Genomic DNA, 18,387 nt, shown 5'->3' on the forward strand with positions numbered 1-18,387 from the left:
GTTATTAATGGTGGCAACAGTTACGCTTACCATAGACGGTGTCCAGGTCACGGTGCCGAAAGGTTCCACGGTCCTGGAAGCCGCAGAGAGTGTGGGTATCTTCATCCCCACCTTCTGCCATGACCCGGAACTCAGCAAACCTGGCGCCTGCCGTATTTGCGTGGTGGAAATACCAGGCGCCCGCAACCTGCCGGCCTCCTGTGTGACCGAGGCCACCGAGGGCATGGTTGTATACACCGCCTCAGAGGCGGTATTAGAAGCGCGCAAGACCAACCTGGAACTCCTGTTGGCCAACCATCCCGAGGACTGCCTTACCTGTAACAAGAACGGTGAGTGCAAGCTGCAGGATTACGCCTACTATTATGGGGTCAAGGCCGGCGCTTTCCCGGGGGAAAAACACAGCTACCCGATCGAAGATGACAACCCGTTTATCGTGCGGGATATGAACAAGTGCATCCTGTGCGGCAAGTGCGTCCGGATGTGCCAGGAAATTCAGGGCAATAACGTAATCGACTTTGCTTTCCGCGGTTTTAATGCCATTGTCACCCCTGCCATGGGCTCGACCTATAGCGACACGGATCTATCCAACTGTGTCTTTTGCGGCAACTGCGTATCAGTTTGCCCGGTCGGCGCCCTAAGCGAAAAAGGGATGCTCGGCAAAGCCCGCAAGTGGGAAATAGAAAAAGTAACCACGACCTGTCCTTACTGCGGTGTAGGCTGCTCTTTCGACCTTAATGTCAAGGACGGTAAGGTTATCGGGGTCACCTCAACCGAAGGTGATGTCAATGGGCGCGCCCTGTGCGTCAAAGGCCGCTTCGGTTACGGGTTTATCAACCACCCGGACCGTCTGAAGAAGCCTCTGATTAAGAAGGACGGTAAGTTTGAGGAAGCTACCTGGGATGAAGCTATCGCTTTGGTGAACAAGAAGTTTGGCGCGGTTAAGGACAGCTACGGTCCGGAAGCCATTGCCATCCTTTCCTCCGCCCGCTGCACCAACGAAGAAAACTATTTAATGAACAAACTGGCGCGCGCAGCGCTCGGTACCAACAGTATCGATCACTGCGCCCGTCTCTGACACGCTCCTACTGTCGCCGGTCTGGCGGCAGCATTTGGAAGCGGCGCTATGACCAACAGCATCCAGGAAATTGCCGATGCTGACTTTATCCTTACCACCGGGACCAATACCACCGAAGGACACCCCGTCATCGGCATACAGGTCAAAAAAGCCTTACGAAAAGGGGCCACCCTGGCTGTGGTTGACCCCCGTAAGACTGAAATAGCCGGTTTGGCCAATTACCACCTGCAGATTAATTCCGGCTCCGACATAGCTCTGTTAAACGGCCTGGCCAACGTGATTATTGCCGAGGATCTCTGGAACAAGCAATTTGTAACAGAGCGCACCGAGGATTTTGAAGCGCTAAGAGAAACAGTTGCCAAGTACACGCCCGACTATGTTGCGGAAATAACCGGCGTGCCGGCAGAAACCATCAAGGAAGTAGCCAGAGGCTACGCCAAGGCTAAAAACGCCACTATTCTCTACACCATGGGTCTGACCCAGCATATCTGTGGTACGCACAACGTCTTTGCCGTGGCCAACCTGACCATGCTCTGCGGCCAGATCGGCAAGGAGTCCAGCGGGGTTAACCCGTTGCGCGGCCAGAACAACGTCCAGGGCGCCTGCGACATGGGCGCGCTGCCGGCCTTCTTCCCCGCCTACCAGCCGGTGGCTCTTGAGGCGAACCGGACCAAGTTCTCGTCCGCCTGGGGTGTTGACGAGCTCCCGTCCAAGCCGGGCTTAACTGTCGGTGAAATTATCGACGAAGCAGGTAAATCTGTAAAAGCTATCTACATCATGGGCGAGAACCCGGTCCTGTCGGATCCTGACGCCAACCATGCCGCGCACAACCTGGAGTCGCTTGATTTCCTGGTAGTGCAGGACATCTTCCTGACTGAGACGGCGCAGCTGGCCGATGTGGTCCTGCCCGCGGCAAGCTTTGCCGAGAAGGACGGCACCTTCAGCAATACCGAGCGGCGTGTCCAGCGCGTACGCAAGGCAGTCGAGCCGCCGGGAGAGGCCAAGCCCGACTGGGAAATTATCTGCATGGTTTCTAATGCGCTTGGATATCCCATGAATTACGGCTCAGCCAGTGAGATTATGGAAGAGATAGCCAAAGTCACCCCGTCCTACGGCGGCATCAACTACGCCAGGCTGGAACAGGGCAGCCTGCAGTGGCCCTGCCCGACACCCGAGCACCCCGGCACCAAGTTCCTCCACGCCGGCAAATTCGGTCGCGGGCTGGGCAAGTTCCACCCGGTGGAGTATATTCCGCCCAACGAAATGCCCGATGAGGAGTACCCGCTCATCCTCAGCACCGGACGCAGGAGATACCACTACCACACCGGTACCATGACCCAGCGGACCGGCGCCCTGGAGGTATTCTACCCGACGGAATACCTTGAGATTAACTGCATTGACGCTGCCAAGCTGGGGATCGCGGAAGGCGACAAGGTCAAGGTTACCTCCCGCCGCGGTGAAGTGGAACTGGCTGCCAAAATTACTGAAATTGTAATGCCGGGTATGGTGTTTACCTCGTTCCAATACCCGGATGTGCCGATCAACAAGTTAACCAACGCGGCGCGCGACCCGATCTCCAAGATTCCCGAATACAAGGTCTGCGCGGTGAAGGTAGAGAAGGCAAGTTAAGTATTACTTGAAGAAACCGGCTCCCATATAATACGGGAGCCGGTTTCTTTTTAGATTTAGAGATCTCATAGTGTGTTTGGCGGTAAACAATGTTTGAAGTTAGCAATTGTTCTGCTAATAGTAACTGTTGAAGGAAATATTCTTTCTTTCAGAATGGTTAAATGTAATAATATGTCGATAAACAAACTTTTAACTTAGGAGGAGAAAAAATGATTAGAATTCCGGTTGAATCAAGTAATTTAGCATCAGTAGGATATGAGAGTGAAACATTAACTCTTGAAATCGAGTTTATTAAGAGTGGTATTTACCAGTATTTTGGTGTACCGGAAGAAGTTTATAATGAATTGATGAATGCAGGCTCCAAAGGTAGTTATTGTAATCAATATATTAAAAAGGCAGGTTATTCTTATATGAAAGTTAGTTGATTAAATAAGAGTTATTTTATAATATTTCCTTTTGGGTAAGATTTATCTAACATAATAATCTACTGGAATCAGTCCTAATTTTAGGAATCAGAAAGTTTCAATAAAGGGCATACAGCAACTGAAAAAACTTTTGCAGGAAAGCTGGTTTAGGTTAGCGAATAAGACAAGAACAAGTAAGGATTTCTGAGGGAAATAATGATTGAGAAAGATTTTGACATCCCATTTATTTCTGATTTAGCCCTTTATGAAAAACAAATCCAACAGAATTATCGCCCAATTATTGCAGTACATAAATGGTTTGCCAGACGCCCCGGCACCTTATTCCGGGGGCTTTTGTTGTCTGAGTTTGTTGAAGGTGCTTTAAAGGATAATTTTTATAAGGCACACACCTTAAAAGGTATTAAAATAGCTGATCCGTTTATGGGTGGGGGGACACCGCTAATTGAAGCCAATCGGCTTGGGTGCGATATTACCGGCTACGATATTAATCCAATGGCGTATTGGATCGTTCGCCAGGAGATTGAACATCTTGACCTTGAGTCATATCGTAAGGCGGCAGTTGATCTTCAACAACGACTGGAAAATGAAGTTGGCTCCTTTTATAGAACTATTTGCATGGAGTGCGGTTCTCCAAATGCTCATGTCAAGTATTTCATCTGGGTAAAAACACTAAAATGTGATGAGTGCGGGAGCATTTATGATTTGTTGCCTGGGTTTTTGCTTGCAGGGAATCAGCGCCATCCAAAAAATGTGATCATTTGTTCTGCTTGCGGGGAATTGAATGAGGTGGAGGATAGGAAACAACCTGGTTTTTGTCATGCTTGTGGTGTGGTATTAAAAATTAACGGGCCGGCCACTCGCAACCGTTGCGAGTGCCCTCATTGTGGGAAAATAAATATCTACCCTAAGCCTTTAGATGGCGCTCCTCAACATCGTATGATAGCAATAGAGTATCACTGTCCTTTATGTAAGCCCAACCATCAGGGCAGGTTCTTCAAAAAACCGGACCGGGAAGATCTAGAGAAATATGAGATAGCTTCTGAAACTTGGAGACGATTAAACCCTAGCTTTGTTCCTGACGATGAGATCCCGCCTGGTGATGAAACCGACCGCCTTCTAAGATGGGGTTACCGGAGATACCGTGAGATGTTTAATGAGCGGCAGTTGTTAGGTTTGGAATTAAGCTGCCAGGCTATTTCTGGACATTCTGAGGAAAAGATTCGAAATGCATTAGCAACAAATCTTTCTGATCTGCTTCGCTACCAGAACATGCTCTGCCGTTACGATTCTATGGCACTGAAATCACTTGATATATTTTCAATACATGGCTTTCCAGTTGGACTGATGCAGTGTGAGTCCAATCTGCTCGGTATCCCGAACGGTGAAAAAGGATCAAACATTGGAAGCGGTGGTTGGTCTAATATTATTCTTAAGTATGATCATGCTAAAGCCTACTGTGCTAATCCCTTTGAAATTCGGCATCAAGGCGGGAGAAAAGTTCAAGTAGCGATCAGAGGAGAATGGATTGGAGAACACCGTAACACTTCCATGTCACCGGAAGATAGAAATGTTGCGCTTCATTGCTGCAGTTCAACCTTCATTGATTTACCCCCCGAGTCTCTTGATGCTGTAATAACCGATCCACCTTATTTTGCCAATGTACAGTATGCTGAATTGATGGACTTTTGTTATGTATGGCTGCGCCGGTTAGCTATAGATACTAGTGGAGTATTTAATAAATCTTCCACAAGGGACATAGAAGAATTAACCGGCAATATTACGATGGAACGGGGACTTTCACATTTCACCGAAGGAATGGCAGCCATTTTTGCAAAAGTGGCGTGTTCGTTAAAAGAGGGGGCACCTTTAGTCTTTACCTACCATCACAATAAAATTGAAGCATATTTACCTGTTGCAGTTGCAATCCTTGATGCTGGACTGACTTGTTCTGCCTCAATCCCCTGTCCGGCAGAGATGGGTGCTTCTATTCACATTAACGGGACAGGTTCATCAATAATTGATACGGTTTTTGTCTGCCGCTCAACTGGTACAGTCCCACGGCGTACCATAGTATCCAAGTCCCAAGAAATAGCTGAATTGGTTAGGGAAGATTTGGAGCTTATTCTAAAAGGTAACGTCAAGTTAACGCATGGTGATATACGCTGCATAGCTTACGGTCATCTTATCCGTTTAGCTGTTTGGAACTTACGCAAGAATTGGGATATAGATGTGTCAGCATCAGAGAAGATGAAGGTGGTGGCACAGGCTATAAATAAACTCGGGGGTTGGCCTTCTATTGAAAGATTTTTGTCAGATGTCTTGGCAAACGCTCCCTGTTATCAAAGTTTAATAGCTCATGAAAAACAAGAATCTTATGGAGGAGAAGAAGATGAAATATCCTTTTGAAGTGCCGTTCACCTTTATTGAAGCCAATCCAGATGTATACATTTCCGCTGTCTTCTCCTGCCTTGAATCAGAGTTCCTGGTACTGCCTAAAGGCAATGGGTTTATCGACTATACCGTATTTGAGACAGGTTATGAAGTATTAAAGCGGGTAACAAACGGGTTCCAAAATATCGCGCCGGTCCCTATAACAAGGGCTGCTTTTCAAAATCCGATGATTATTATCGTATTAAGGGCAATGCTTGGATTTACTCCCCCGGAATGGGCTTATGTAACTACACAACGTACAGGTATCGAAATAAATCAGGGTTTCGTTCGAACTTTAGACAGAAATATTCGCATGGCGCCTTTGACACCATTAGGTAGCGGTCTCATTAAAAAAGAACGAGTGGAAGCTTTAATAGAAACTGCTTGCCAGTTACTTAACTCGCCGGTTCCGGAAGTTGAATCGGATAAAATTCATAGATTAGATAAGGCAGATACAAGCGCTGGCCCATCTGCTATAAGAACGATGTCAAGTATGGGGGTACCTTATGCCATGCTTTTATATGAACGATTCTTGGGGCGACCTTTTGCCGGACACAGGGACTCAGTTTCCGAATTGATTGGCGATAGTCTTGAATCGGCCATTGAAGAGGTATTAACCAAGGCCGGTGTTAGTTACAGGAAAACAAAGAGGGCGGAACGGATTGCAGGATTTGACCAGGCCCCGGATTTTATAATACCGAGTGAATTTAATCCTCAGGTAGTTATCGAGGCTAAGATTACTGAAGATGACGGTACGGCGCGTGATAAAGTTACTCGTGTGCAACATCTTGCCTCTATTAGTTTAGCAGGAAATCCAAGAACCCCTAAGTTTGAAGTTATTGCTTGTATCGGTGGGCGTGGGTTCGGTGTCCGTCGTGAGGATATGAAAAAGTTATTGATTGCTACAAGAGGTAAGGTTTTTACACTAAAAACACTGGACGCCCTTGTGGAATTTACAAGGTTGAGCGAATTTAAAACAAAATAACCTGACCAGTTTTATTTTTTTGTTAATGGAAGGGAATTAACAATTATTGTTGAAATTGAATATCATCCCAGCCGCCAGGCTTAAGCAAAGCCTGGTCTTCTTATGTTGTATGGAGAGTGGGGATATGTTACATTGAATACATTACCTGGCAAGGATGATATTGATTTATTCCTAATAAAAGTATCAGTTGTATTACACCAGCAACAGTTTATGCTTTAGCTATATTATAAGGTGTGGGTGTGTAAAATAAATCAGCGGGGATTATGGACAGCCTTTTCACAAGCTGGTTATGGTTTGGTGTAACTTCCAGATTAAAAATGGTAAGGGAAATTTGTAAATGGGAAAAGACGAGCTTCGCCAATTGCTGGATGATGTAAAGAATAATAAGGTTGAAGTGGGAGAGGCTTTAAACATTCTTAAAGACCTACCTTATGAAGACCTGGGATTTGCCATGTTAGACCACCATCGTGCTCTGCGCAAGGGCTTTCCTGAAGTTGTTTTCTGCCAGGGCAAGACCGTGGACCAGGTCGCGCGGATTTTTGATGCCCTCTGTGGGGGGCGCCGGAGCATCCTGGGTACCCGCGCCACCAAAGAAGCTTTTGCAGCGGTGCAGGGAGTTTATCCTGACGCCGTCTATCATGAACTGTCGCGTACCATCGTCGTACACCGCGGCGAGCCCCCGGTAAAGAAAGGCAACATCCTGCTCATGAGCGCCGGAACAGCTGATATTCCAGTGGCCGAAGAGGCTGCCGTTACCGCTGAAATAATGGGCAACCACGTGGAGCGCGCTTATGATGTCGGCGTTGCCGGTATTCACAGGCTCCTCGATAAACTGGACTTGATCCGCTGGGCAGATGTAATCATAGTTGTCGCGGGTATGGAGGGCGCCCTGGCCAGCGTGGTGGGTGGGCTGGCTGACCAGCCCATTATTGCAGTGCCAACCAGTGTTGGGTATGGAGCCAGCTTTAACGGGCTTGCCGCGCTTTTATGTATGCTTAACAGTTGCGCCACTGGTATGTCCGTGGTAAATATTGATAACGGTTTTGGCGCAGCCGCTATGGCCAATGCCATTACCCGGATGATTGAACAAAAAGTTGGCGCGGCCCTCATGGAGGTTGAGGAAAGTAATTCCCCATCCGGTACCGGGCTGCGTGACATAAAGAGGGCGAACGTATGAAGATAGCCTATTTTGACTGTTTCTCAGGGATTAGCGGGGATATGTGCCTGGGCGCCTTAATCAGCGCCGGGGTTGATTTTGATATTTTAAAAGAGGAGTTAACCAAGCTTTCTGTGCAGGGATATGTCCTGCGTTGTGAAAAGGTCAGGCGCAGTGGTATAACAGCGGCTAATATCTTTGTGGATATGCTGGATGAGCCACAGCCGGAAAGGCGTCTTGCAGACATCAAGCAGGTTATCGACAATAGCGAACTGCCTGAAAGGGTAAAGGGAAAAAGTAAAGCCGTCTTTGACCGCCTGGCTATAGCGGAGGCGACTGTGCACGATACCGCGCCGGAGCAAGTCCAATTCCATGAAGTAGGCGCCGTAGACGCTATTGTGGATGTTGTAGGTACGGTGCTTGGTCTTAGCTTGCTTGGGGTGCAGCGGGTATATGCTTCACCACTGCCCATGGGCAAAGGTTTTATCAGATGCATGCACGGGATAATCCCCTCACCAGCCCCTGCAACCCTTGAAATTTTGCATGACGTCCCTATATATGGGGCAGGTATTGAAGGCGAACTGGTCACTCCAACCGGGGCCGCCCTCATTTCCACCCTGGCGGAAGCTTTTATTGATATGCCGGCGCTTGTAGTGAAAAAGGTGGGCTATGGGTCCGGCAAAAAAGTGATGGAGCGCCCAAATATATTGAGGTTGATTGTTGGTGATAAACATGACCAGCAGCATCATCACCCTCATGAACACAAGCATGGTGAGAGCAGCCACCCGCACCAGCACGGGCATTTACACACGTAGCCCCGTGCCCAAGACAGTCAAAAAATATATGTCAAGGGACCTATTATCAGGTTATTCCGGTTTCTTGGACGCGCTGTCCATTAAAGAACAGCGCGTCCAAATTTCCTTTTTATGCATAAATATTCCCACATTGTAAATAATAGCTGCGAATAATATGGAAACAATTTATCAGGAGGGAACACCATGGAACTCAGTGCTCGTAACAATCTAAAGGGCCGCATCAAGGACATTAAAACAAATGAAATTAATGCCGAAGTGCTCCTTGATATAGGCGGACAGGAAATGTGTTCAACAATTACAGCTGGTTCAGTGAAAAGGATGAACTTAAAGGTTGGTGACGAAGTAAGCGCGCTAGTCAAAGCAAGTTCTGTAGTAATTGGTAAATAGATTCCTTCTTAAACATCCCAAAAGCCCTTCATTTGACCTATATTAAATGAAGGGCTTTTGTATACCGCGTTCATCCTGTAATAAAGGGGAATCGACTCATTCTGCAAGCGCTGATGGTATGTTTGGCGCCGCTTCAGTTTAACACTGAAATACCGGGCGGCGGCGCGCACAAGGGGTTATTAAATATTGATGCTTTGGTCATAGCGGCAATTTTAGGCTTGTAGTGGACTTCATATTTAATTCCTGTGTCAAATGGTCAATTTCATGTTTCACTGAGCGAAATTTGTGTAAAAGCTCCTGTGCGAGTGGCGTTAGTCTGGTTCCTTCGCCTACCTGTGTGTGGATCAGCAGGATTCTCCAGCTGTCTTCCACCGTCTTAATTTTACCCAGGGCCGAGCGATAGGATATCCCCAATTCCCTTGCAGTCTGGACCATCGAGCCGGAGAAGTCAATGTGCGTCAATATAGTATAAAGGACTTCATCGAAAACTACCCCATTTTTTTCCAGACAAAGCTTACTGCCGGTTTTGGAACCAGAGTTTGCTTTGTTGGATAAATCCTGTAAACGGGTATACTTGTGTTCAGCTGGACGGCTTGCCGCCTTTGTGTTGTCTGGTAACGCAGTATTGGGTTTAATTGAGTCTATCAGCTTAATTGTATCTATTGGGCGGCCTATTTTTGTTTCAACTTTCTTTTTGATCAACTCAGCTTGCTTCAGTTTGCGAAGTATGGCACGGCGGGTCTTCCTGTCGCGGCCGTGCTTTTTGAGTAGTGTAGTAAAATATTCGCTGATGGAAATAATTTGCTGGTTCATCACCATTTTGTCCGCTAGAAAAATCACGTCTGATTCTGAAAGCGGTTTGCTTTTAGAAACCTCTTTGCTCAAATTGACAGCAGAAATCTCAGCGACCTGGGGATAACTCATGTCTGCAAGAAGCAGCGAATTAGCCAGGGCGCGCTCCTTATGACAGTGGACAACATCATGCAGCAAGGCTCCGGCAAGAATTGTATCAACATCCAGAAATGCGCCTGCTTTATTCAAATGATTAGTCAATGCCAGAGCAAGACCTGCTACTAGATAGCAATGTGCCTGAAAATACGGATTGACTCTAATTGTTTGTAAAATTTGACAACATGAATCAAAGGTGATAGCTGCTCGATTGTTCAGGTGGTTCAAAAGGAAACGGCGATCTTCCTGTGTGTTCATGTCCAGCCGAACGGCTACGTCCGTAACCTCCACATCTACAGCATCATGTTCCAAATTTTTTAATAGTCCCTTTAAACCATCAGGGTAAGAAGTATTCACGATCGTATTTATGTACTTAGCTGAAATAAGTTTCGGGTGTCCCCGCAGGCTATTTATAGCTGGATATATAATGCCCGGTTTACCTGCTGAGTGGTAACGGGCAAGTATTTTATTCACTGTGGAAGCACGGACGAGGGGGTTATCCGCAGGCAGGATAAAGAAAGCCCGTACCTCCGCTTCCAGAGTCTTAACTCCTTCCTGCACCGAGGAGTACATACCCTCATTGAAATGGTTATTAATAATTATTCTGACGTCGTAGTTTTTTAACGCGTCTATAACTTCAAGCGCCCGGTAGCCTACCACTACCCTTACATCGGAGATCCCGGCCTGAAAAAAACACCGTACGGCATGTTCGACAGCAGTAAAATCTCCGAGTTTTAATAAAGGTTTGAATTCCCTCATCTGAAAAGAATAACCTGCAGCGAGTATTATGGCTGCAATTCCGTCAGCATCACAAATCACGGCTATTTCGCCACCTTATATTTAAAACAATGGACAGTTCTAATGGAAAAGACACATAACATAACATAACATAACGCTAAATGACGTGATATAAATATAATAAGATATAATTTGGTTGCTGTCAATCTACTCGGTAAGCTGTGCGATGAATATAAGTTATAGGTGATTTTTTTATGCGTGAAATAGCCAGGACATTGTGTATTTTGTCAAATCGACCAGACTTTACAGTCAATAAAAAAGACCGGTCAACCGGCCTTTAAGTAACTATTTTACTTGATTTGAATTATACTTCAGCTACAATTTTGCCTGTTTCGGTCACATCATAATCCCCCAGTCCCAGGAGTTCTTTTTTGAACTCATGGGACTGTATTATTTCAAGTACAGCTTGGAACTGGGGCTTGTCCGCATCTTCTTTCTTCATCACCAGTTCATAGCGTTCTTTTTGCAAGGGCACAAAATCGATCCCGCGAGCTTGCAGGGACACCTTTTCGATGCCCAGGCCCACATCGGCTTCCCCCCGTGCGACAGCGCTCGCCACGGTAAGGTGGGATAACTCTTCTGTTTCATAGCCGTTAATTTGGCTGCTGTCCAATCCCAGGAGCCGGAACTGCTCGTTTAATAGGACCCGGGTGCCGCTGCCCTTTTCCCGGTTTATGAAACGTATTCCTGGACGGGTTAAATCTTGCCAGCTCTTGATCCCTTTGGGATTGCCCTTGGCCACATAAAATCCCTGCATCCGGCAGGCTAAATGTACTATTAACGTTGGAATACCGGGAAGCAGGCGGCGAACGTAGGGGATATTGTACAGATCCCTTTCCCCGGCCCAAAGATGGACTGCGGTCATGTGGACCTTTCCCTGGTAAAGAGCCAAAAGGCCGTTAAAGCTTCCCACATGGTGTCTGAGAGCGCCGACTCCATTTGGATGCCGCTCCAGGTGGCGGGCCAAAATGTCAAGAAGGACGTCCTGGCCGCAGATTACGATTCTTTGCAGATTAGAGGACGGTTCCTCAATATCCGGCGCTGTTGCAGGAAGTGAACGGGCAGCGGCGGAGTATGGCGCCGCCGTTGACTCCAGCTTTTTCCCCAGGTTTTTATAGGCTTCAACATCTTTCTGATCAACCCGAATCTTACGGCCAACACGGTAAGCCGCCAATTCTCCCCGTTTTATCAATTCATATACTGTATTCTTGGCAATTTTTAGTGTGCTTGCTACTTCTTCGGGAGTTAAAGAAGAATCTTCTTTCACAGGTATTCCTCCACCAGCTATTCTGCTATTTATTATATCTTATTTTTATTAATTTGATAATTATTTTTTGTAGTGTCAAATTTGTTTTTACGGGGTGGTAAACAGTTATTTAGCAAGAAATTTCCTTAATGTTAATAAACTGAGCTTATAAACGAGATTTCCTAATACTGGCTTTAAGATAAAGAGTGTTCTTTGTAAGGGGCTGAATTATTAAAAATTAATGATACGTAATTTAGCTAGCCATATTGACAAGCACTACGGATTATTTTATTATTTGGTAGTAGCATTATGTTTAGTATTGTATGGTGTCATACGGTATTGTAATGATTACAGAGGGGAGTGTATTAACTAGCTAAAAAATGATTGATAAAAAAGTGAGCCGCATTTCATGTTGTGTCATGTTATGATGTTTTTAACATAATACATGCATCCCTGTTTGGAGTAGGTAATTATAATCTTTAGTATAACAAAATTTACATATTAGGAGAGAAGAAGCCATGAAAAAAATATTAATTTTTTTAGCGCTCATGTTATTTGTTGTAGCAGCTGTTACGGGGTGCGGCGGAGAAAAAGAACAACCGAAAACTGAATTAAACGTTTCGGCGGCTGCCAGCCTGACGGATGCTGCGGGAGAATTAAAGACAATCTATGAAAAACAACATTCAGATGTGACTATTACTTATAATCTAGCCGCCTCCGGCACCTTGCAAAAGCAGATTGAGGAGGGCGCCCCGGCAGATTTATTTATATCCGCAGGCAAGTCCCAAATGGATGCCCTGGCCCAAAAAGGCCTGATTGTGGATGCTTCCCGTAAAGACCTGCTGGGGAACGAACTGGTACTGATAGCCGGGAAAGACAGCAAGCTTACAGAGTTTAACGGAATGACCGACGCGAGCGTTGAAAAGATCAGTATCGGTACACCTGAAACGGTACCTGCCGGCAAGTATGCAAAAGATACTTTAACTGCTCTTAAGCTCTGGGAGCAGCTTGAACCCAAAATGGTTCTTGCAAAGGATGTGCGCCAGGTCCTTACCTATGTGGAAACCGGCAATGTGGATGCAGGGCTGGTTTACCGCACCGATGCAGCAACCAGCAACAACGTTAAAATTGTAGCCGCTGCTCCTGCCGGCTCCAGTGCGCCTGTAGTTTATCCCATGGCGGTAATCAAAAGCACCAAGCACCAGAAAGAGGCCGAGGCATTTGCAGCATTTCTGACGAGTGACGACGCAGTTAAGGTTTTCGAAAAATATGGATTCAAAGTCCTCAAGTAGTAATTTATGATGTTCTTGCAGCAAATCGACTGGCACCCGGTAATTCTTTCTATTCGGGTGGCAATAATCGCAACGATTGTCGTTACATGTCTTGGATTGCCTCTAACCCGGTTGCTGGCTCGCAGAGAGTTTTATGGCAAGGATGTACTAGAGGCGGCGATAACGCTGCCCCTGGTGCTGCCGCCATCAGTCGTTGGCTACGGCTTGTTGCTGCTAATCGGCAAAAACGGCCTGTTGGGCAAAGCTCTGGCTGATGTGGGCATTACTTTCGTATTTACCTGGTGGGCGGCCGTCCTTGCTTCCACCGCGGTGGCTTTCCCGCTGATGTACCAGAGCGCCAAAGCAGCTTTTATGAGCGTGGACGTTAACTTTGAGAAAGTGGCCAGGACCCTGGGTGCAAGTGAACTGAGAATATTTTTTACGATTACGCTCCCACTGGCCTGGCCGGGTATTCTTGCGGGCCTGGTGCTGACCTTTGCCCGCGCCCTGGGTGAATTCGGCGCCACTTTGATGGTTGCCGGCAACATACCGGGCCAGACCCAGACTATTCCAACAGCCATATATTTTGCAGTGGAATCGGGAAATAATGTCATGGCCAGAACTCTGGTCGGAATCATTACTATATTCAGCTTTCTTGTTATATTCTGGGTAAATCGCTGGGCTAAAAAGCAGAATTATTAAGGTATTAAAGGTGATTATATGTTAGAAGCCAGCCTGACCAAAAAATTGTGGCATTTTACCCTGGATGTGCAATTGAAAGTTGACAACCAAATTCTTATTCTTCTGGGACCTTCCGGTTCGGGAAAGACCACCATTTTACACCTGTTGGCAGGTCTTTCGAAACCAAATGAGGGGCTCATCAAAATAAATGATCGGGTCTTATATTCCTCGGAAGAAAAGCTTAATATCTCTCCGCAATCCAGGAACGTTGGCTACCTGTTCCAGGACTACGCCCTCTTCCCCCATATGACTGTCAGACACAATGTTTTTTATGGCCTGAAAAGCAAAAATTGCAAGCAGGACAGAGCAGCTATGGACCCGGTGGAACTTTTAAATTCCTTTGGCGTCGGGCATCTTATCGACCGGTATCCCAGCCAGCTTTCCGGTGGGGAGAAGCAGCGGGTTGCTCTGGCCAGGGCTCTGGTCGTCCGTCCCCAACTACTGTTGCTTGACGAGCCGTTCAGCGCCCTGGATAAGAATACCAGGATAAGTCTCAGGCATGAAGTGAAAAAACTGCACAGCCATTGGCAGATACCGTTTATTTTGGTTACGCATGACGAAGAAGACGCACAATTCTTAGGGGATATAACTGTATCCCTAGAAAAAGGGAAGTCCATGGACAGTTCGCTGAATGCGGTATCGTGTAATTAACGCGAAAGAATTATTTTTGTTACACTAAGGAGATGGATGGTTTGGTGAAAAGGTTAGTGCAGGTTCTTGCAACAATGTTTCTATCCTTGCTTATGGCTGCGCTGGTTACCGGGTGCGGCAAGCCTTCCGGCCCGTCTGCAGGAGGAGAAGGGAGTACTTCGCAGGCGCAGGGGAAAGCGTCGTTATTTGCCTATGTTGGAGCCAACCTTAAAGATCCTGTAAGTGAGCTGGCGCAAGCTTATGAGCAAAAAACAGGTGTCAAGGTAGAATTAACTTTTAATAATTCAGGGGCGTTGTTGAACCAGCTGGAAACAATGAAAAAAGGTGATGTTTATATGCCCGGGGGCATGCCTTTTGTAGAAGCCGCCCAGAAAAAAGGCTACATTGAAGAGATTGCTGGGCCGATTGCCTATCACACCCCGGTAATTGTTACACCTAAAGGAAATCCGGCGAAAATCAGCAAAGTCCAGGATCTGGGCCGTTCAGGCTTAAAGCTTGTTATACCGGATAAAGAGGCTACCGCAATAGGTAAAACTGTTTTTAAGACCTTTGACAAGCTGGGAATTACTGAAAGCGTCGAGAAAAATTCACCTACCTATGTGGAGAGCCCCGCCAAGGTAGTGGCTGCGATTTTAATGGGCCAGGGGGACGCAGGTATTGTTGAATATAGCAACACGTATAAAAATCTGGAAAAGCTTGATGTGGTAGAAATCGATTCTGCCGTAAATATTGTTGATCAAATTCCTTGCGCCACGCTTAATTACAGCAATCAGAAAGATCAGGCCAGGGATTTTCTTGAGTTCATGAAAAAAGAAGGTCCCGCAGTTTTTGAAAAATATGGCTTTAAGACAAAAATTTAATACTGTTTTGAAAGTATATTCAAAAAAACCTGACTTGCATAACCACTGCCTAAAGGTTTTTGAACAATATTTTTAGCACGGGTAAATTTATATGGTAAAGCTGCGTATTGGTTTTTTTCAGGGAATTTTCTGGCTGGTTTTTATTCTGATTACAATTTTTATGGTGGTAATGGTAGGCGGCCTGTTGTTTTATGGGGAATGGGCCGCTTTTCTTTCCGTAATTCGGAATCCGGAATTTCATTTCGCAGTCGTGTTCACACTGTGGACGTCGCTTCTCGCCACCGTGCTGGCTGCTGTCGTTGCTGTTCCCTGTGGTTTTATTCTTTCCCGCTATCATTTCCAGGGGAAAGCCTTAATCGATGCGCTGATGGATATTCCGATCGTGTTACCGCCGCTGGTCAGCGGGTTGGCGTTGCTGATCCTGTTTGGCCCCGTTTTAGGAAATACACTTTCCCGCCTTGGTCTGGACGTTGTATTTTCCTCCCGTGGTGTTGTTGTTGCCCAGTGGTTTATTGCCACGCCTTTTGCCATTAAAACCTTTAAGCAAGCTTTTGATGCCATTGATCCCCGGTTGGAAAATGTGGCGCGCACACTTGGGTGTTCTCCAGCGGATGTATTCTTAAGGGTGACTATGCCTCTGGCAAAAGGCGGTGTTCTGGGTGGTTTGACGATGGCATGGGCCAGGGCTCTGGGCGAGTTCGGAGCAACTGCCATGCTGGCCGGCATAACCCGGATGAAAACAGAAACTTTGTCCGTGGCCATATTTTTAAATATGACCATTGGCGACATGCAGTTTGCCATCGCAACTGCTGTCATAATGTTGCTCGTGGCGCTGATCTTGATGAGTGTATTCAAAGTCGTTACCGGAACAGGAGTGCGATTATGAGCCAGGACCTGCTTGAAGTTTATAACCTGACCGTCAATGTCGGCAAGTTCTCGCTAAAAGATATCAACTTTTTAATGGGACCAGGTGACTATGTCATTATTTTAGGGCCGACCGGATGCGGCAAGACTATTTTCCTCGAGTCCATCGCCGGACTTAGGGCGCTGAATAAGGGCGCTTTGTTTTTGAACGGCAAAGAAATCACTCATTTGCCGCCGGAGCATAGATACATGGGGTTTGCTTATCAGGACAGCCTGCTATATCCGTTTATGTCTGTAAAGGAAAACATTTTATTCGGCGCAAAGGCCAGGAAGATGGCCGGTGGTCCTGAAATATTGCGCCGGATGGAGCAGTTGGCTGCAGCAATGAATATTACCCATCTCCTTGACCGTTATCCAAGGTTTTTAAGCGGGGGAGAAAGGCAGCGCGTTTCACTGGCCAGGGCCATTCTGACCCGGCCTCCGCTCTTGTTGCTGGATGAGCCGCTTTCCGCTCTTGACCAGCAGACTCGTCATACCATGCAGGAACTGCTGAGAGAAATACATCACACGGAAGGCATCGGCATTATTCACGTGACGCACGACTTTTCGGAAGCTTTGCAGCTTGGCAAGCGTATGCTCGTGCTGCATGATGGTCAGGTTGAACAGGAAGGAGAGCCGCTGGAAATCTTTTATCACCCGGCGACTGAATTTGTAGCAAAGTTTTTGCACGGGGAAAATCTGATTCCCGGTAGAGTCCTCAGGCAGGGTGGTGAACAGTGGTTTGAATACGGCGACGGTGATTTTCTGCTGGGGCCGTTGCCAAAAAACTGCCTGACGGAAGGCTTAAGCAAGTCCGGCAAGCTTTCAACTTTATTGATCAGGTCAGGCAGCATTCGACTTAGCCGGGCTGCTGAAGGACCTGCTGCTGCAAACTGCTGGACTGCGCGAATCAAAAGCGTTATTATTGGTTCGACACATGTTGATGTTTACTGCAACGGGAATGGCCGCTGGCAGGCCAGCCTGTCCCTGGCCGAATGGCAGGGACTTGACTTGCGCAGGGGTGAACAGGTTAGTCTGTCGGTTAGTCCGGAACATCTTCATGTCATTGCCCAATAACAAAGTTATTAAATAATTAGGGGGTTTTGGTGATGAAAGAGGGTAGAACAGGTTCTTTTTTTAGCCGCTTACAAAGAGAGTTTGCTCGGATGGTTGATGAATCTCAGCTCAGGCAGGCGGAGGTCAAAGTCAAGGCAGCGTTGTTAAGCCCGGAAGATGCCCTCGGAGCCACCAAGCGCCAGGACTACGTGCTTCTGAAAGGAAAAGAGCGATTGCTGCAGGCTACCGTTATGGGGTCGAAGGGACAAGCTTTTACCGGCGCACAGGGTGATTTTACCGGGACCCTGGAAGATGTGCTGGCATTGCCGTTGACCGATGATTTTCAACGGGCCGTATATATCGCCACTCTTAACGCTGTTGCCTGCCATACCGGCAAGCTGGATAATAATGTTCACTGCCGGAATGATGGGCCGGAGCTGTGCGCCCGTCAGGCGGTTGAATATTTTCAAAAAAACTACGGGTGGCCCCGGATTCTCATGATAGGCTATCAGCCGGCGCTGGCGGAAGCATTGCATAACGCCTTCTCTGCTGTAACGGTGCTTGATCTGGACCCGGCAAATATAGGTCAGATCAAAAATGGTGTGCTGATAAGGAGCGGCGCTGACGACTTGGGCGTGTCTATTGCAGCTAGTGATGTTATCTTCGCTACCGGCAGCACCATCTGCAATGCCACTATAGATACAATATATAATGCCGCCATACCGCTCGTTCTGTTCGGGACAACCGGCTCCGGGGCTGCCGCGTTGCTTGGTATCCCCCGGTTTTGTCCTGAAGCCACCTGCGGAAGACTAACTTAATGCGCTTGTAGTCTACTTAATATAAAGGCATTTTCAAGGAGTGACATAAATGAAGTTGCAGACGATAAAGGTAGAGGAAGCGGTAGGAAAGGTGCTCAGCCACGATATCACCCAAATCGTGAAGGGAGAAGCCAAGGGAGCGCTTTTTAAAAAAGGGCACATCATAAGGCCGGAAGACGTACCCGAGCTCTTG

At 47.0% G+C, this 18,387-nt stretch carries 16 protein-coding genes and 1 pseudogene; 15 read left to right on the plus strand and 2 right to left on the minus strand.

What is annotated here, in order from left to right:
• The first annotated feature begins 10 nt into the window (after positions 1-10).
• From fdhF to Psfp_RS12190, 7 genes are all read left to right on the plus strand, one after another.
• The gene (gene fdhF, locus Psfp_RS12160) at positions 11-2,704 is read left to right on the plus strand and encodes a formate dehydrogenase subunit alpha (protein ID WP_192895414.1); all 2,694 of its coding nucleotides are present in this window, start codon (positions 11-13) and stop codon (positions 2,702-2,704) included.
• Positions 2,705-2,913: 209 nt separating this feature from the next.
• Positions 2,914-3,129, plus strand: coding sequence for a KTSC domain-containing protein (locus Psfp_RS12165; protein WP_134218813.1), 216 nt, complete (start codon positions 2,914-2,916; stop codon positions 3,127-3,129).
• Between the two features lie 195 nt (positions 3,130-3,324).
• The gene (locus Psfp_RS12170) at positions 3,325-5,535 is read left to right on the plus strand and encodes a DUF1156 domain-containing protein (protein WP_134218814.1); all 2,211 of its coding nucleotides are present in this window, start codon (positions 3,325-3,327) and stop codon (positions 5,533-5,535) included.
• Positions 5,519-6,544, plus strand: a complete 1,026-nt coding sequence (locus tag Psfp_RS12175; RefSeq protein ID WP_134218815.1) for a hypothetical protein — start codon at positions 5,519-5,521, stop codon at positions 6,542-6,544. Before Psfp_RS12170 ends, Psfp_RS12175 begins: the two co-directional genes overlap by 17 nt.
• A 337-nt stretch (positions 6,545-6,881) precedes the next feature.
• Complete coding sequence (gene larB / locus Psfp_RS12180; protein WP_134218816.1) at positions 6,882-7,721, plus strand: nickel pincer cofactor biosynthesis protein LarB; 840 nt, start codon at positions 6,882-6,884, stop codon at positions 7,719-7,721.
• The gene (gene larC / locus Psfp_RS12185) at positions 7,718-8,515 is read left to right on the plus strand and encodes a nickel pincer cofactor biosynthesis protein LarC (RefSeq protein ID WP_134218817.1); all 798 of its coding nucleotides are present in this window, start codon (positions 7,718-7,720) and stop codon (positions 8,513-8,515) included. Before larB ends, larC begins: the two co-directional genes overlap by 4 nt.
• Positions 8,516-8,698: 183 nt before the next feature.
• Positions 8,699-8,902: a TOBE domain-containing protein gene (locus tag Psfp_RS12190; RefSeq protein ID WP_134218818.1), complete on the plus strand. Its 204-nt coding sequence runs from the start codon at positions 8,699-8,701 to the stop codon at positions 8,900-8,902.
• A gap of 198 nt (positions 8,903-9,100) precedes the next feature.
• Here Psfp_RS12190 and Psfp_RS12195 read toward each other — a convergent pair whose 3' ends face one another.
• Both Psfp_RS12195 and Psfp_RS12200 read right to left on the minus strand, forming a co-directional pair.
• A complete protein-coding gene (locus Psfp_RS12195; RefSeq protein WP_134218819.1) occupies positions 9,101-10,669 on the minus strand; it encodes a DVU_1551 family NTP transferase in 1,569 nt (522 codons plus the stop codon).
• Between the two features lie 283 nt (positions 10,670-10,952).
• Entirely contained in the window at positions 10,953-11,915 is a 963-nt protein-coding gene (locus Psfp_RS12200) for a helix-turn-helix transcriptional regulator (protein WP_134218820.1), read from the minus strand.
• Between the two features lie 497 nt (positions 11,916-12,412).
• Here Psfp_RS12200 and modA (Psfp_RS12205) point away from each other — a divergent pair, with 497 nt between their 5' ends.
• The 8 genes and pseudogenes from modA (Psfp_RS12205) to Psfp_RS22255 all read left to right on the plus strand — a co-directional run.
• Positions 12,413-13,186 carry a molybdate ABC transporter substrate-binding protein gene (gene modA, locus Psfp_RS12205; protein WP_134218821.1) on the plus strand — a complete coding sequence of 258 codons (774 nt, stop codon included), beginning with the start codon at positions 12,413-12,415 and terminating at the stop codon, positions 13,184-13,186.
• Between the two features lie 9 nt (positions 13,187-13,195).
• Positions 13,196-13,867: a molybdate ABC transporter permease subunit gene (gene modB / locus Psfp_RS12210; RefSeq protein WP_134218828.1), complete on the plus strand. Its 672-nt coding sequence runs from the start codon at positions 13,196-13,198 to the stop codon at positions 13,865-13,867.
• An 18-nt stretch (positions 13,868-13,885) separates the two neighbouring features.
• On the plus strand, positions 13,886-14,557 hold the full coding sequence (locus Psfp_RS12215; protein WP_134218822.1) for an ATP-binding cassette domain-containing protein: 672 nt from the start codon (positions 13,886-13,888) through the stop codon (positions 14,555-14,557).
• 44 nt (positions 14,558-14,601) lie between these two features.
• Positions 14,602-15,417: a molybdate ABC transporter substrate-binding protein gene (gene modA, locus Psfp_RS12220; protein ID WP_243120610.1), complete on the plus strand. Its 816-nt coding sequence runs from the start codon at positions 14,602-14,604 to the stop codon at positions 15,415-15,417.
• Positions 15,418-15,577: 160 nt separating this feature from the next.
• Positions 15,578-16,303 (plus strand): ABC transporter permease, encoded by a 726-nt coding sequence (locus tag Psfp_RS12225; protein WP_243120609.1) that lies wholly within the window; start codon positions 15,578-15,580, stop codon positions 16,301-16,303.
• A complete protein-coding gene (locus tag Psfp_RS12230) occupies positions 16,300-17,397 on the plus strand; it encodes an ATP-binding cassette domain-containing protein (RefSeq protein ID WP_134218824.1) in 1,098 nt (365 codons plus the stop codon). The genes Psfp_RS12225 and Psfp_RS12230 overlap by 4 nt, the downstream gene beginning before the upstream one ends.
• Before the next feature lie 32 nt (positions 17,398-17,429).
• Positions 17,430-18,194 carry a DUF364 domain-containing protein gene (locus Psfp_RS12235; protein ID WP_134218825.1) on the plus strand — a complete coding sequence of 255 codons (765 nt, stop codon included), beginning with the start codon at positions 17,430-17,432 and terminating at the stop codon, positions 18,192-18,194.
• A 55-nt stretch (positions 18,195-18,249) separates the two neighbouring features.
• Positions 18,250-18,387, plus strand: a pseudogene (locus tag Psfp_RS22255) (molybdopterin-binding protein); the annotation flags it as partial.

The organism is Pelotomaculum sp. FP, from assembly GCF_004369245.1.
Taxonomy (GTDB): domain Bacteria; phylum Bacillota; class Desulfotomaculia; order Desulfotomaculales; family Pelotomaculaceae; genus Pelotomaculum_C; species Pelotomaculum_C schinkii.